Origin of the sequence: Clostridium weizhouense (genome assembly GCF_019431045.1) — a bacterium.
In the GTDB taxonomy this organism is placed as follows: Bacteria; Bacillota; Clostridia; order Clostridiales; family Clostridiaceae; genus Clostridium; species Clostridium weizhouense.
The window spans coordinates 15,851-30,847 of record NZ_JAHXPT010000005.1 but is presented as its reverse complement, the minus strand read 5'-3'; the positions used below and the strand labels follow the sequence as shown (position 1 = coordinate 30,847).

General features: G+C 27.1%; 15 protein-coding genes and 1 other annotated feature. Of the genes, 12 read left to right on the top strand and 3 right to left on the bottom strand.

The window, feature by feature from the left end:
• Positions 1-6: 6 nt before the first annotated feature.
• Both dapA and KYD98_RS07960 read right to left on the bottom strand, forming a co-directional pair.
• The gene (gene dapA / locus KYD98_RS07965; RefSeq protein WP_219779084.1) at positions 7-885 is read right to left on the bottom strand and encodes a 4-hydroxy-tetrahydrodipicolinate synthase; all 879 of its coding nucleotides are present in this window, start codon (positions 883-885) and stop codon (positions 7-9) included.
• Positions 886-901: 16 nt separating this feature from the next.
• On the bottom strand, positions 902-1,894 hold the full coding sequence (locus KYD98_RS07960) for an aspartate-semialdehyde dehydrogenase (protein ID WP_219779083.1): 993 nt from the start codon (positions 1,892-1,894) through the stop codon (positions 902-904).
• Between the two features lie 442 nt (positions 1,895-2,336).
• On the opposite strand from KYD98_RS07960, the gene KYD98_RS07955 reads away from it, so the two are divergent.
• From KYD98_RS07955 to hslO, 3 genes are all read left to right on the top strand, one after another.
• A complete protein-coding gene (locus tag KYD98_RS07955; protein ID WP_219779082.1) occupies positions 2,337-2,612 on the top strand; it encodes an alpha/beta-type small acid-soluble spore protein in 276 nt (91 codons plus the stop codon).
• A gap of 151 nt (positions 2,613-2,763) precedes the next feature.
• Positions 2,764-3,504: a class I SAM-dependent DNA methyltransferase gene (locus KYD98_RS07950; protein ID WP_219779081.1), complete on the top strand. Its 741-nt coding sequence runs from the start codon at positions 2,764-2,766 to the stop codon at positions 3,502-3,504.
• 14 nt (positions 3,505-3,518) lie between these two features.
• On the top strand, positions 3,519-4,403 hold the full coding sequence (hslO, locus tag KYD98_RS07945) for an Hsp33 family molecular chaperone HslO (protein ID WP_219779080.1): 885 nt from the start codon (positions 3,519-3,521) through the stop codon (positions 4,401-4,403).
• A 328-nt stretch (positions 4,404-4,731) separates the two neighbouring features.
• Here the strand turns inward: hslO and KYD98_RS07940 are convergent, their stop codons facing one another.
• On the bottom strand, positions 4,732-5,436 hold the full coding sequence (locus KYD98_RS07940; protein WP_219779079.1) for a DUF6873 family GME fold protein: 705 nt from the start codon (positions 5,434-5,436) through the stop codon (positions 4,732-4,734).
• A 301-nt stretch (positions 5,437-5,737) separates the two neighbouring features.
• Between KYD98_RS07940 and ytxC the strand changes: the two genes are divergently transcribed.
• The 9 genes from ytxC (at position 5,738) to pheT (ending at position 14,824) form a co-directional block, all read left to right on the top strand.
• Entirely contained in the window at positions 5,738-6,646 is a 909-nt protein-coding gene (ytxC, locus tag KYD98_RS07935; RefSeq protein WP_219779078.1) for a putative sporulation protein YtxC, read from the top strand.
• Positions 6,647-6,804: 158 nt separating this feature from the next.
• Positions 6,805-7,326 carry a translation initiation factor IF-3 gene (infC, locus tag KYD98_RS07930; RefSeq protein ID WP_219779077.1) on the top strand — a complete coding sequence of 174 codons (522 nt, stop codon included), beginning with the start codon at positions 6,805-6,807 and terminating at the stop codon, positions 7,324-7,326.
• Between the two features lie 20 nt (positions 7,327-7,346).
• Positions 7,347-7,544: a 50S ribosomal protein L35 gene (rpmI, locus tag KYD98_RS07925; protein WP_090089354.1), complete on the top strand. Its 198-nt coding sequence runs from the start codon at positions 7,347-7,349 to the stop codon at positions 7,542-7,544.
• 28 nt (positions 7,545-7,572) lie between these two features.
• Entirely contained in the window at positions 7,573-7,932 is a 360-nt protein-coding gene (gene rplT, locus KYD98_RS07920) for a 50S ribosomal protein L20 (RefSeq protein ID WP_219779076.1), read from the top strand.
• 260 nt (positions 7,933-8,192) lie between these two features.
• Positions 8,193-9,539 (top strand): TrkH family potassium uptake protein, encoded by a 1,347-nt coding sequence (locus KYD98_RS07915; RefSeq protein ID WP_219779075.1) that lies wholly within the window; start codon positions 8,193-8,195, stop codon positions 9,537-9,539.
• 12 nt (positions 9,540-9,551) lie between these two features.
• Positions 9,552-10,220: a potassium channel family protein gene (locus KYD98_RS07910; protein ID WP_219779074.1), complete on the top strand. Its 669-nt coding sequence runs from the start codon at positions 9,552-9,554 to the stop codon at positions 10,218-10,220.
• A gap of 14 nt (positions 10,221-10,234) precedes the next feature.
• The gene (locus tag KYD98_RS07905; RefSeq protein ID WP_219779073.1) at positions 10,235-11,014 is read left to right on the top strand and encodes a TrmH family RNA methyltransferase; all 780 of its coding nucleotides are present in this window, start codon (positions 10,235-10,237) and stop codon (positions 11,012-11,014) included.
• 66 nt (positions 11,015-11,080) lie between these two features.
• Positions 11,081-11,304 (top strand) — a binding site (T-box leader).
• A gap of 103 nt (positions 11,305-11,407) precedes the next feature.
• Positions 11,408-12,427: a phenylalanine--tRNA ligase subunit alpha gene (pheS, locus tag KYD98_RS07900; protein WP_219779072.1), complete on the top strand. Its 1,020-nt coding sequence runs from the start codon at positions 11,408-11,410 to the stop codon at positions 12,425-12,427.
• Between the two features lie 18 nt (positions 12,428-12,445).
• Complete coding sequence (pheT, locus tag KYD98_RS07895; RefSeq protein WP_219779071.1) at positions 12,446-14,824, top strand: phenylalanine--tRNA ligase subunit beta; 2,379 nt, start codon at positions 12,446-12,448, stop codon at positions 14,822-14,824.
• The last annotated feature ends 173 nt before the right edge of the window (positions 14,825-14,997 follow it).

Sequence of the window (14,997 nt, the reverse complement as noted above, 5' to 3'; positions counted from 1 at the left end):
ATCACCTTATATTAATTTATTTTCTTTTAAAACAGTCTTTAATATTTCTAGATTTTTATCATCCATTTCACAAAGTGGAAGTCTTAAAGATCCAACTTGTAAACCCATAAGATTCATTGCTGTTTTAACAGGGATAGGATTAGTTTCTATAAATAAAGTATTAGTTAAAGATAATTTGTTTAACTGAATGTCTAGAGCTTCATTAAACTTACCATTTAAGCAGTTTTTTGTAAGTTCATGAACTTCTTTAGGAATAACATTAGCTAAAACAGATATAACCCCTTTGCCTCCAAGAGACATAATAGGTACGATTTGATCATCATTACCTGAGTATATATCTATTTTATCTTTACATAATGCTTTCATTTCAACTATTTGACTTATATTGCCACTAGCTTCTTTTATAGCAACTACATTACTTAATTTAGATATTTCCATTAAATCATTAGGGGTAATATTTACACCAGTCCTACTTGGTACATTATAAAGAATTATAGGTGTTTTAACTGCATCGTTTATAGCAGTAAAATGTTTTAATAATCCTTTTTTAGATGTTTTATTATAATAAGGGGTAATTACAAGAAGTCCATCAACACCAATACTTTCTGCATATTTACTCATTTCGATAGCAGAATTAGTATTATTTGAACCTGTACCTGCAATTACAGGTATTCTTTTGTTTACTACATTAACAGTAAATTTAATTGTTTTTTTCTTTTCTTCTTCTGTCATTGTAGTGGCTTCACCTGTAGTACCACAAATAACTATAGCATCTGTACCTTCTTTAATGTGCCATTCTAATAAATCTTTTAGCTTATCATAATTTACTCCATTATCATCAAAAGGAGTAATTATAGCTACACCTGAACCTTCAAATACTGACATTTAAATTCCTCCATTATTAATTGTTAGATTGGATCATTATTTCAGCAATTTGAATAGCATTAAGAGCTGCTCCTTTTCTTATGTTATCACCTACAACCCATAGGTTTAGGCCATTATCAACACTGAAGTCTCTTCTAATTCTACCTACATAAACATCATCTTTTCCTGAAACTAAAAGTGGTGTAGGATATTTTAAGTCCTTAACATCATCATATACAGTTACACCATTAGTGTTTCTTAATAATTCAAAAATATCTTCAATTTCAAATGATGAGTTAAACTCAACATTTATACTTTCACTATGACTGTTTAATACTGGAACTCTTGCAGTAGTAGCAGTGATTTTAAGATCAGGACAATGAAGAATTTTTCTTGTTTCTTTGATCATTTTTTCTTCTTCTTTAGTATAACCATTATCTAAAAATACATCTATATGAGGTAATATATTACCTGCTATAGGATATGGAAATTTTTTTGGTTCAATTCCGTTTAGTCCGTCTTCTAAATCTTTTATGGCTTGAACACCAGCTCCAGATACTGCTTGATAAGTTGAATAAACTATTCTTTTAATTCCATATTTATCATTTAAGGCTTTCATAATAGGCATTGCTTGAATTGTTGAACAGTTTGGATTTGCAATTATTCCCTTGTGAAGTTTTATATCTTCGGGATTAACCTCAGGTACTACAAGAGGTACCTCTGGATCCATTCTCCAAGCACTACTGTTATCTATTACTACAGCACCATATGAAGCAAATATAGGTGCAAATTGTTTACTTGCGTCTCCACCTGCTGAAAAAAGTGCATAATCTATTTTTTTATCTTTTATATTCTTTTCACATGTTTCCTCAACAGTATAATCCTTTCCTTTAAATTTTAATACTTTACCTTCAGATTTCTTAGAGGCGAAAAGATATAAATTTTTTACTGGAAAATCCCTTTGATCTAAGATTTCTAAAAATTTTCTACCTACATTTCCAGTAGCCCCAACTATTGCGATATTATACACGATAATCCCTCCTAATTTATTGTTTTACAATTATACAATATACAAATACTATAGTTAAATATGATAAAAATATCAAGTATAAGGTGAGAAATAAGTTAAAAATTTTAATATCATATTAAAGTTTAGTACATACTAATAATGTATTCAGAACATAGTATTAGTGAAATAATAAAAATAAATTAATATATATGTTCTAATCTAAATTACTAAATTTCTAATTTTTTATATAAAGTAACTATGTATATTAATACTCAAAAATTAGAAATATATATATAATAAATTTTTTATATAAGTTCATGGATATACTTTATTAGTTATATCATTTATAAATATTCTAAGATTTATATTAATGAACAAATTTTGTTGGAACTTATATATTTATTAATAAGTAGTTTAATTTTAAAATTTTATTATTTATTTTTTGAGAGGAGTTGATAGATAGATGAGTAGTACACCGTTAAAAAAAATAATAAAATCAAAAATAAAATCAAATAAAGAACTTACAGAACTTGAAAAGATGAGAGAAAAACTTAAATATGAAATTGCAGAAGAACTAGGCTTAAGTGATAAAGTAAATAAAGAAGGTTGGGGTGGTCTTTCAGCAGAAGAGACTGGACGTATAGGAGGACTTATGACTAAACGTAAAAAACAACTTAAAATGCCAACTAATAATCAAATAGTAGATGGTAATGATGGTATTCAAGATAAAGAAAAATAATATATTAAATCATATAAAACATAATAGAAATGTTTATATATTTTAAAGTAAATTTATATAGTCTATAAAATAAGCCATAAAGTTGACTAATTAAGTATTAAGATATAATATAATTGTTGGAATAATTATATTTAAGGATGGTTAACAACTTATGGCTTATGGAGAGTTTGCAAATATTTATGATAAATTAATATATGAAGATATAGATTATAATTTAGTTAGTAATAGAATATTAGAGTTATGTAAAGAATATCAAATACAATATGAAGATTATTTAGATTTAGCATGTGGGACAGGTAATGTAGGTGTAAATGTTGCTAAATATTTTAAAAATATTTATGCTGTAGACTTATCAGAAGATATGTTAAATATAGCTTTTAATAAATTTAAAAAAAACAAAATTAAAGCTAAAATAATATGTCAAGATATGTGTGATTTGTCATTAAATCATAAGTTTAATTTAATAACATCTGTACTTGATTCAACTAATTATATTACAGATAATGAGGATTTAATTGAATACTTCAAAGGTGTATATGATCATTTAAAAGAAGATGGATTATTTATATTTGACATAAACTCTTATTATAAGTTATCAAATATATTAGGGAATAATATATATACATATAATTCAGATGAGGTTTTTTATACATGGGAAAATGTTTTTGAAGATGAAGTATTAAATATGTTTTTAACCTTTTTCGTTAAGGATAAGAATACTAGTTTATATGAAAAGTTTGAAGAAGAACATATAGAAAAAGCTTATAAGGAAGAATATATAGAGAAAGCTTTGAGACAATGTGGTTTTAAAGTGATTGGGAAATTTGAGGGATACATTAATAAAGACGTGGATGAAAAGAGTGAAAGAATAGTTTACGTTGTAAGTAAATAATGGAGGCGATATTTATGAAAGACAAAATTGTTAGAGCAACAGCAAAAGAAGGTATGATTAGAATAATTGGAGGGATTACAACCAATTTAGTTAGTGAAGGAAGTAAAATACATGATTGTACTCCAGTAGCAGCTGCAGCATTAGGAAGAATGCTTACAGCAGGAACATTAATGGGTACTACACTAAAATCTGATAAAGAATCAGTTACATTAAAAATCAATGGAGGGGGAGAAGCAAGTGGTATAACAATAACTGCTCATAATGATGCAAGTGTTAAAGGCTTTATAGGAAACCCTCATATAAATAAAGAACTTAATGAAAAAGGTAAATTAGATGTTGGTGGTGCTATTGGTAAAGATGGTCTTTTATATGTAATAAAAGATTTAGGTTTAAAAGATCCATATGTAGGTCAAGTGCCAATATATAGTGGGGAAATTGCAGAAGATTTTGCTTATTATTTTACAGTATCAGAGCAAACACCATCAGCAGTATCATTAGGCGTTTTAGTTGATAAAGATTTATCAATAAAAGCAGCAGGAGGATTTATAATTCAAATGATGCCAGGTGCAGATCCGTTATTAGCAGATTTAGTAACATATAGATTAGAAGAGATTCCACCTATTACTTCATTAATATTGGAAGGAAAAACTATAGAGGAAATACTAGAATTTATTTTTGAAGGAATGGATTTAAATATACTAGATTCAATATATCCAGAATATAAATGTGATTGTTCTAGAGAAAAAGTAGAAAAAGCTTTAATTTCTATAGGGAAAAGTGATTTACAAGAAATATATGATGAAGGAAAGTCAGAAGAAATAGTATGTAATTTTTGTAATACAAAATATAAATTTACAACTGAAGATATAGGAACTTTATTAAAAAATAATACAAAATAAAAATATTGATATAAAAGTTATATTTAAAATAGGTTTAATATTATTATCATAAACAGAATTCTCAATATAAAGTTATTATATTAAATAAGAATTATAAATGTTTAAAAAGAATATAGACTTTAGTATAAACAATATATATATTTATTTATATAAACCAAGTTTAATTAATAAAATGATTCGGTTGAAATATAAAAAATATGCCTTAACAAATTAATGTTAAGGCATATTTTTTTGTTCTTTATACAATTATAAGAATATTAATTAGGAACAGAACAAAATTAAAATCATATTATTATATAGTGAAGATGATTAAAAATTTTACTGATGTTTAAATGATGAGTAAACTGCCTCTATCTATTAATTTACCTTTTCTTAAATAAATAGGAGATACATTATATTTAGAGAGAAATTTTTTGATTTCATTACCCCATTTATAATTTTCTAATTCACCAAAGAAAGCCATCCTATCTTTAGATATCATTCCACCAGTACCTCCTATAAATCCATAGTTTAATGAAGGAAGAATTATATCACCAGGTGGGAGTAAAAGAATATCAAAATTTAAATTGGTTAAATTTTTATAAATTCCTATATCGCTTGTTATAAGTGCTTTGTCATTAATAGGAAGTACAGAACATTTAGTATAACCTTGAGAAACATTAATTAAATTTTTAGAATTTTGGGAGTTTAAAAGATTTTTATCGGTATATTTTAGATTATGTATAAAATAGTTATCAAGAATTAATGAATTTAAAATTATATCTCCAGGATATGTATTAGACAAGGAGGTTTTTGAAATAATATATTTTATATTATTATGATTTAAAGTTTTTATAAAATCTTTACATATATTTTTTTGCACAATTATTTGATTATTAGATCCATTTTTTAAGATATTCAATTGAATATCTGGATGTCCATTTATTGCTTCATATACATTTGAATATTTGGGAACTAATATGGGCTCTATATTCAGTTTGATTAGGTTATTCAGTTCTTCTTTAGTTGCTCTATAATCTATAAAACAATACATAATAATGCTCCTTTAATATTGGTTAAGGCACTATCAAAAATAACAGATTAGTATATTTGCTTTACGTTATACTGTGTAAGAAAATTCAGTTAATAGATCTATATTAACTAAAATTGTATCCAGTCTGCTAAAAATAAACAACGCATCTTTAGTATATTATTTTCGTTTATGTGCCTAATAAAAAGTTACTACAATATTATTAAAAATACAATACCCGATTAAAATGGGAATTAAAGAATTTTTTTATTCGCATAACTCATTTAATTTTACTACATACTAATGTAAGAAGGGAGTGAAATCCATGCTTGTTTTAAAATTAGCTTATAATGAGGACTTAGATTTTGTAAGTGAATTACAAGAACTAAGAGAATTATTAAAGAAAAAAGATATAATAATAGGATTAGTAGAGAGTATTGAAGGAGAAACACATATTATTAAAATTATTTGTGAAGAAGAATCGTATAATGAAAAAGTAGAAGATATAATTAATTTATATGTAAGTAATATTTTATATAGAATAGTAATTGATAATTATAGAAAAAAGGAAATGCTTGAATTTTTGACAGAAAGTTATTTTTTCTTAAAACAAGATGAAATATTAGAAGTAGAAGATAAAATAATAAAAGTGTTAAAATGTGAAGATTGTTTAAAAGATATGAATTCTGTATATTATTTAAATAAAATGAATGGAATAGTTGAAGAAATAAGAGAGTGTATAAAAGAAAAACAAGAAATTAATATAAATGGTTTTATTACATTTAGAATGAGAAAACTTAGAGAAGATATAGAAAAAATAATACAAAAGATTGTAGAAGACTTTATAGTTGAAAAAGAATATCAGGAATTTGTAAAACTATTAAAATATTTTGTTGATATACAAGAGTGTAAAATAGATTTGATAAATATAATAATAGAGGATGATGGAGGATATATAGTAACAGATAATGATGAAAGAGATTTGTTAAAAAATTTTATGCAAGAATTTGCTGATTGTAAAAGAATAAGTGATGTAAGTACTGAAGATGTATTGATAAGTGGACTAATCACAAATACTCCCAAAAAAATCATCATTCATAAAAAGGAAAATTCTATAAATAAAGAGTTTCTAGAGACTATAAATAGTGTATTTGGTGAAAGAGTAGAATATTGCACAGGATGCAATAAATGTATAAATAAAAAAATAAATGTAAAAAGTATTGACACATTATAAGAGAAATGATAAAATAATTTTTGTCAAGAAGAAACAGAGCCGTTTCTCACCATACAGTTTTTAAATTACTAGTATGGTTAATATCTCTAGATTTAAAGTAGTGATAATACAAGACGGCAATGTTGCCGTCTTTTTATTATGTATATAGCTATTCGGAGGTGAAAAGTATTAGTAAAGATTATTTTATTAATGAAGAAATAAGACAAAAGGAATTAAGAGTAGTTGCAAATGATGGATCTCAATTAGGTGTAATATCTTCAAGAGAAGCTATGAAGATAGCAGATGAACAAGAATTAGATTTAGTTATGATTTCACCAAATGCAAACCCTCCAGTTTGTAAGATAATGGACTTCGGTAAGTTCATATATGAGCAATCTAAAAAAGAAAAAGAAGCAAAGAAAAAACAAAAAGTTATAAGCATCAAAGAAGTAAGAGTTGGTCTTACCATAGAAGAACACGATATTGAAATAAAAGCAAAAAATGCTAGAAAGTTCTTACTAGATGGAGATAAAGTTAAAATCACTGTTAGGTTTAGAGGTAGAGAGATGGAACTTACTCATATTGGGCAAAGGATTCTCGACAACTTCGCAAATAAATTACAAGATGTCTGCCAAATAGAAAAACATCCTAAAAAGGAAGGCAGAAACATGACAATGGTTTTAGGCCCTAAAAAGGCATAACTTGAGAGGAGGATTTTATCATGCCAAAAATGAAAAGTCATAGAGGTGCAGCAAAAAGATTTAAGAAGACAGGAACAGGAAAACTTAAGAGAGCTAAAGCTTTTAAGAGCCATATCCTAACTAAGAAAAGTTCTAAAACAAAGAGAAATCTTAGAAAAGCTGGCTACGTGTCAAAATCACAAGAAAAAGTAATGAAGAAATTATTACCATATCTATAATTTGGATAGATTACAGGAGGTTTAAAGCATGGCAAGAGTAAAAAGAGCAAAAAACGCTCGTAAGAATCATAAAAAAGTTTTAAAACTTGCAAAGGGATACTACGGTGGAAAGAGTAAGTTATTTAAAACTGCTAACGAATCAGTAATTAGAGCATTAAGAAATGCTTATGTTGGAAGAAAAAATAAGAAGAGAGATTATAGAAGATTATGGATTGCTAGAATAAATGCAGCAACAAGAATGAATGGTCTTTCATATTCAAAATTCATGAATGGAATTAAATTAGCAGGAATTGATATAAACAGAAAAATGTTATCAGAAATAGCTATAAATGATCCAAAAGCGTTTGCAGATTTAGTAGAAGTTGCTAAAAAACAAATAAACGCTTAATTTAAAATGCGACTTAGGTCGCATTTTATTTATATATTAAAGAATTATTATTTAGATGAAATTTTTTGATAATTATTTAATATATATGCTCTAATTAAGTTATTATATTTATAATCTTTTATAAAAAAATTCTGTCTTGAATTAATAGTATCTAATTAGAAGCATATATTATATCAAAATCCACATAAAAATAATAAAAAACAGACAAAATAAAATATTATTTTTAATTAGGTGAAAATTTAACCTTTAGAGGTGAGTATATGGCAAAGTATTTAACTAAAAAGGTAAAACTTGACGCAGTACAAGTATTATCATTAGGTTTCGCAATAGTAATATTAATAGGAGCACTTTTATTAACTTTACCTATTTCATCAGTTTCTGGTGAATATACAAATTTTATAGATGCTATTTTTACATCAACATCAGCAGTATGTGTTACAGGACTTGTTACATTAGATACAGGAACTTATTGGAGCCCATTTGGTCAGACTATAATTATAATCTTAATAGAAATAGGTGGATTGGGGTTCATGTCTCTTACTACATTTATAGCAATATTGCTAGGTAAAAAAATAACATTAAGAGATAGATTACTTATGCAGGAAGCTATGAATACATTTAATCTTGAAGGTTTAGTAAGAATGGTTCAGTATGTATTTGCATTAACATTTTCTGTTCAATTTTGTGGCGCATTATTATTATCGACACAATTTATACCAAGATTTGGTTTTGTAAAAGGTATTTTTTATAGTTTATTTCATTCTATATCTGCTTTTTGTAATGCAGGATTTGATTTGATTGGAAATTTTAATAGTTTAGTAGGCTATTCAAGTAATGTAGTTATACTTTTAACAATAAGTATATTGATTATTATTGGAGGACTGGGATTTGCAGTTTGGCTTGAAATATATAATTATAAAGGTGCTAAAAGATTATCGGCTAATTCTAAAATGGTTCTTTTAATGACTACTGGATTAATAATAGGTGGATTTTTATTAATATTAATTTTTGAATATAATAATCCAAATACATTAGGAAATATGAATTTCAAAGATAAGATTTTAAATGCATATTTTGCCTCTGTATCTCCAAGAACAGCAGGATTTAATAGTATCTCTACAGATGGAATGTCTATGTCAGGAAAGTTGGTAACAATACTATTAATGTTTATTGGAGGATCATCAGGATCTACAGCAGGAGGATTAAAAACAGCTACATTCGGTATTTTAATGTTTACTGTAATTTCTGTATTAAGAGGAAGAGAAGATACTGAAGTTTTTAATAGAAGATTTTCAAAAGATATAGTTTATAGAGCTTTCACATTACTTGTTATTGCAATGATTCTAGTAATGGTAGTCACTATGATTCTAACAGTAACAGAACCAGATCAATCTTTTATAAATTTACTTTATGAAGCAACGTCTGCTTTTGGAACAGTAGGATTAACTACTGGAGTAACTCAACAGTTATCAACAATAGGTAAAATAGTAATAGCAATTACAATGTATTTTGGTAGAGTTGGACCAGTAACGGTAATTTTAGCATTAGTAACTAAAAAGAAGAAAACAGGATACAAATATCCTGAAGCCAAGATATTAATAGGATAGGAGTGAAGTGGTTTGACAAATAAACAATTTGTTGTAATTGGACTTGGAAGATTCGGGTCTTCTGTTGCAGAAACTCTATATGAATTAGGTAATGATGTTTTAGTAATTGATAAAGATGAAGATATAATACAAGAAATTTCTGATAATGTTACGCATGCAGTCCAAATGGATGCTACTGATGAAAATGCATTGAGAACATTAGGACTTAGAAATTTTGACGTTGCAATAGTTACAATTGGTGCTAATATACAAGCAAGTGTTATGGCAACTTTACTTGTTAAGGAGCTAGGGGTTAAATATATAATAGCTAAAGCAAATAATAAAATACACTCTAAAGTCCTATATAAGATAGGTGCAGATAGAGTGATTTTACCAGAACAAGATATGGGAGTTAGAGTAGCACATAATTTAGTTTCATCAAGTATATTAGATTATATTGAACTATCTCCAGATTATAGTATAATGGAAATCCAAGCATTAGAAGAATGGAACGGTAAGAGTTTAAGAGAGATAAAGTTAAGAAGTCAATATGGAATAAATGTTATGGCAATTAAAAAAGGTGATGATATAAATATTTCTCCTTATGCAGAGGATATTGTAAATGCTAATGATATAATAGTTGCTATAGGATCAGCAAAAGATTTAAGTAAGCTTGAAGGAATGATAGTAAGATTAAATTAATTGAGGTGTATACTTTGATTTTTATTGAAAGTAAAGATAACAATTTATATAAAGAAACTAAAAAATTAAAAGATAGAAAAAACAGAAATAAAAATAATAAATATGTTATTGAAGGTTTTAGATTAATTGATGAAGGGTTTAAAGCAAACTTAGATATTGATTATTTAATTTTAACTAAAAATGCATATGAAAAAATAGAATTTTATTTTGGAGATGAAATAAGAAATAAGGTAAAGATATACTGCATTTCAGATAACTTATTTAAAGATTTAACATCTACAGAAAATCCTCAAGGTATAATAGCTGTGGTTGATATGAAACAAAAAGAATTTGATGTTTCAGGCGATTTTTATTTATTTTGTGATAAATTGCAAGATCCGGGAAACATGGGAACAATAATTAGAACTGCACATGCTGCTGGAGTTAATGGAATAATACTTTCAAAAGGAACAGTTGATATATATAATGAAAAGACAATAAGAGCAACTATGGGTTCGCTTTTTCATCTTCCAATTTATTATGATGATGATTTATTATTAATAAAAAAGTTAAAAGATGATGGATTTAAATTATTAGTAACTTCTCTTGAAAGTAGTAAAGATTTTTTTAAAGAAGAATTATCAGGAAAAGTAATACTTACTGTTGGTAATGAAGGTAATGGTGTTTCAGAAGAAGTCTTAAAGTTAGCAGATAGTAGAGTAAAAATTCCTATGCCAGGAGGAGCTGAATCTTTAAATGTAGCAATAGCTACATCAATTATAATTTATGAAAAGGTACGACAAAATTCTATTTAAACAAAAGTTAGATTAATCTATTGAAATTAAAATGGTTTATTTGTATAATTATATAGAATTAAATAATAAAAGACTATGAACGAGAGAGTAGATATTAAGAAATTTGCAGGGAGAAAAAGCCATAGACTGAAAGCTTTTTTAAAAGAAATAATATTGAAGTTCACTCGGGAGTCCTAACTGTGAAGTTTTAAAGTAGTAGTTAGCGGTAATACCGTTAAAATATTAAGTTGGATTCTTATATTTATTATAAGTTTCAATTAGGGTGGTAACGCGGATAATCCGTCCCTTTTCGGGGGATGGATTTTTTTTGCTTTAAATAAGACATATATTATGTGTCTAACACAGTACTTAATATTAACTTAAAATATTACCAATATTGAAAGGAGAAAAGAAATGAAAGAAAAACTTAAAGAAATTCAAGAAGCTGCATTGAAAAAACTTGAAAGTGTTTCAAAAAGCAGTGAATTAGAAGAAATAAGAGTTAAATTCTTAGGAAAAAAAGGAGAACTTACTACAATATTAAGAGGAATGGGTAGTGTATCACCTGAAGAAAGACCTCTAATAGGTAAATTAGTTAATGAAGCAAAAAGCATATTAGAAGATAAAATAGAACAAATTGCAAGTGATATAAAACAAAAAGAAAAGCAAAGTAAGCTTTCTAGTGAAGTTATAGATATTTCTCTTCCAGGAAAGAAAAAGGTAATAGGAAAAAGACATCCACTTGATTTAACATTAGAAAGTATGAAGGAAATTTTTATTTCAATGGGATTTACTGTTGAAGAAGGTCCAGAAGTAGAGCTTGATCATTATAACTTTGAAGCATTAAATATTCCAAAGGATCATCCAGCAAGAAGTGAGCAAGATACATTCTATATAAATGATAATATAGTTTTAAGAACCCAAACCTCTCCAGTTCAAATTAGAACAATGGAAAAACAAGAACCACCAATAAAGATGATTTCTCCAGGAAAAGTTTATAGATCAGATGCAGTTGATGCAACTCATTCACCTATATTCTATCAAATGGAAGGTTTAGTTATAGATAAAGGAGTTACTTTTGCAGACTTAAAAGGAACTTTAGAACTATTTGCTAAAAAGATGTTTGGAGATAAAGTTGTAACAAAATTTAGACCACATCATTTCCCATTTACAGAACCATCCGCTGAAATGGATGCAACTTGTTTCGTATGTGGGGGAGAAGGTTGTAAAGTATGTAAAGGTAGTGGATGGATAGAAGTACTAGGATGCGGAATGGTACATCCAAATGTATTAAGAAATTGTGGAATAGATCCAGAAGTTTATAGCGGATTTGCATTTGGATTTGGTGTTGATAGAATGGTAATGCTTAAGTACGGTATAGATGATATCAGACTATTATATGAAAGTGATATGAGATTTTTAAATCAATTCTAAACTACGGAGGTAAGAAATATGAAGATACCATATAATTGGTTAAAAGATTATGCAGAAATAAATGTAAGTCCAAAAGAATTAGGAGATAGATTAACTTTATCAGGTTCACAACTTGAAGAAGTAATTGTTCAAGGAGATGTAATACAAAATGTAGTTACAGGAAAAATTGTAAAGATTGAAAAACATCCTGATGCTGATAAATTAAGTATTTGTCAAGTAGATATTGGAACTGAAGAAATACAAATAGTAACTGCAGCAACTAATATGAAAGAGCAAGATGTTGTACCAGTTGCTTTACATGGTTCGGTTTTAGCAGATGGAACTAAAATTAAAAAAGGAAAACTTAGAGGTGTTGTTTCAAATGGTATGTTCTGTTCAGAAGAAGAATTAGGAACAGCAGGAGATGAACCAGTTCATGGTTTATTAATATTACCAACTGATACAGAACTAGGTAAGGATATTAAAGAAGTTTTAGGTTTAAATAAAGCAATATTAGATTTTGAAATAACTTCAAATAGACCAGATTGTTTAAGTATGATAGGTATGGCAAGAGAAGCAGCTGCAACTTTAAGAACTTCTTATAAAATGCCTAATTTAGAATACAAAGCTTCAAGTTCATCTGATATTAATGATGAACTTAAGGTTGAAATAAAAGATGAACTTTGCAATAGATATATGGCAAGAGGAGTTAAGAATGTAAAAATTGCACCATCACCAGGTTGGATGCAAGAAAGGTTACTTGAAGCAGGTGTAAGACCTATAAATAATATTGTTGATATAACAAATTTTGTTATGTTAGAAATAGGTCAGCCAATGCATGCTTTCGATAGAAGAGAGCTTGCAAATAATAAAATAGTTGTAGAAAGAGCGAATGATAAAGAAAAGTTTACAACTTTAGATGAAGTTGAAAGAGAATTAGATAGTTCTATGCTTTGTATTAAAGATGGGGATAGAACAGTAGGTCTTGCTGGAATAATGGGTGGTTTAAACTCAGAAGTTAAAGATGATACTACAGAAATTGTTTTTGAATGTGCAAATTTTGATGGAACTAATATAAGAGTGAATTCTAAAAAGTTAAATTTAAGAACAGAAGCTTCTTCTAGATTTGAAAAAGATATTGATCCAAACTTAGCACAATTAGCATTAGACAGAGCTTGTGCTTTAGTATGTGAGCTAGGAATTGGAGAAGTTATGGAAGGTACTATAGATATCTATCCTAATAAAAAAGAAGAAGGAAACTTAGTAGTTGATTCTAATTGGATAAATAAATTCTTAGGTACAGATATTTCTAAACAAGGAATGAAAGAAGCTTTAGATAGTTTAGAAATATTAACTGAAATAGATGGAGATAATTTAGTATTAAAAACTCCTACATTTAGAATAGACCTTGCAATTAAAGAAGATATTGCAGAAGAAGTTGCTAGAATTTATGGATATGATAAGATTCCTACAACAATATTTAAGGTTTCTACTGATAGAGAATCTAAATATAGAAAAGAAGTTTTAGATGATAACATAATACTACTTGCAACTGGAAGTGGATTAAATCAATCTATCAGTTATTCATTTGTATCGCCAAAAGTATTTAATAAGGTTAATTTATCAGAAGATAGTGAACTTAGAAATGTTGTTAAAATAAAGAACCCATTAGGTGAAGATTATAGTGTAATGAGAACAACTACTTTACCTTCAATTATGGAATCTTTAGAAAGAAACTATGCTAGAAACAATGATTTTGTAAGATTATTTGAAATGGGAAAAATATATATTCCAAATGAAGATGAAACAAAACTTCCAACAGAAAAGAATATATTAACTATTGGAATATATGGTGATTGTGATTACTTAGATTTAAAAGGAATAGTTGAAAATATACTTGAAGGCTTAGGAATAAATAATGCAAATTATGTAAGAGAAAGTGATAATCCAAGTTATCATCCAGGAAAAACAGCTGCATTAATGCTTGGTAAGAATAAGGCAGGTGTTTTTGGAGAAATACACCCAGATGTTACAGAAAACTATGGATTAGATGTTCCTTGCTTTGTTGCAGAAATAAATCTAGATGTTTTATATGAAAATGCTGAAATAGCTAGAAAATATAAAGCACTTCCAAAATTCCCAGCAGTAACTAGAGATATAGCCTTATTAGTTGATGATGAAGTTCTAGTTCAAGAAATTGATCAAACTATAAGAAAAGCTGGTGGAAATATTGTTGAAAAAGTAGAATTATTTGATATATATAAAGGAAAGCAAATACCTGAAGGTAAGAAGAGTATAGCTTATGCAATTGCATATAGAGATGAAAATAAGACTTTAACAGATAAAGAAGTTAATAAGACACATGATAAGATATTAAGATCTTTAGAATATAAACTTGGAGCAACTTTAAGAGATTAATTTAATACAATAAAAAGTACTATTTCATACTGCTTAAACTGTATTTTTTGTCAAGAACAGTTTAAACAAGAGTAGAATAATTTAGAAGATGATTTCTGTATTGAACAGGAGTCATCTTTTTTAAATTATATTGCTGTCTATAATTATTGTGATAATTTCTTTAGAAAGTTTAG

Coding starts and splice junctions, on each gene's coding strand:
- hslO (WP_219779080.1), top strand. CDS start 3,519: ATGAAAGACAAAATTGTTAGAGCAACAGCAAAAGAAGGTATGATTAGA.
- KYD98_RS07955 (WP_219779082.1), top strand. CDS start 2,337: ATGAGTAGTACACCGTTAAAAAAAATAATAAAATCAAAAATAAAATCA.
- dapA (WP_219779084.1), bottom strand. CDS start 885: ATGTCAGTATTTGAAGGTTCAGGTGTAGCTATAATTACTCCTTTTGAT.
- rplT (WP_219779076.1), top strand. CDS start 7,573: ATGGCAAGAGTAAAAAGAGCAAAAAACGCTCGTAAGAATCATAAAAAA.
- rpmI (WP_090089354.1), top strand. CDS start 7,347: ATGCCAAAAATGAAAAGTCATAGAGGTGCAGCAAAAAGATTTAAGAAG.
- pheT (WP_219779071.1), top strand. CDS start 12,446: ATGAAGATACCATATAATTGGTTAAAAGATTATGCAGAAATAAATGTA.
- pheS (WP_219779072.1), top strand. CDS start 11,408: ATGAAAGAAAAACTTAAAGAAATTCAAGAAGCTGCATTGAAAAAACTT.
- ytxC (WP_219779078.1), top strand. CDS start 5,738: ATGCTTGTTTTAAAATTAGCTTATAATGAGGACTTAGATTTTGTAAGT.
- KYD98_RS07950 (WP_219779081.1), top strand. CDS start 2,764: ATGGCTTATGGAGAGTTTGCAAATATTTATGATAAATTAATATATGAA.
- KYD98_RS07940 (WP_219779079.1), bottom strand. CDS start 5,436: ATGTATTGTTTTATAGATTATAGAGCAACTAAAGAAGAACTGAATAAC.
- KYD98_RS07915 (WP_219779075.1), top strand. CDS start 8,193: ATGGCAAAGTATTTAACTAAAAAGGTAAAACTTGACGCAGTACAAGTA.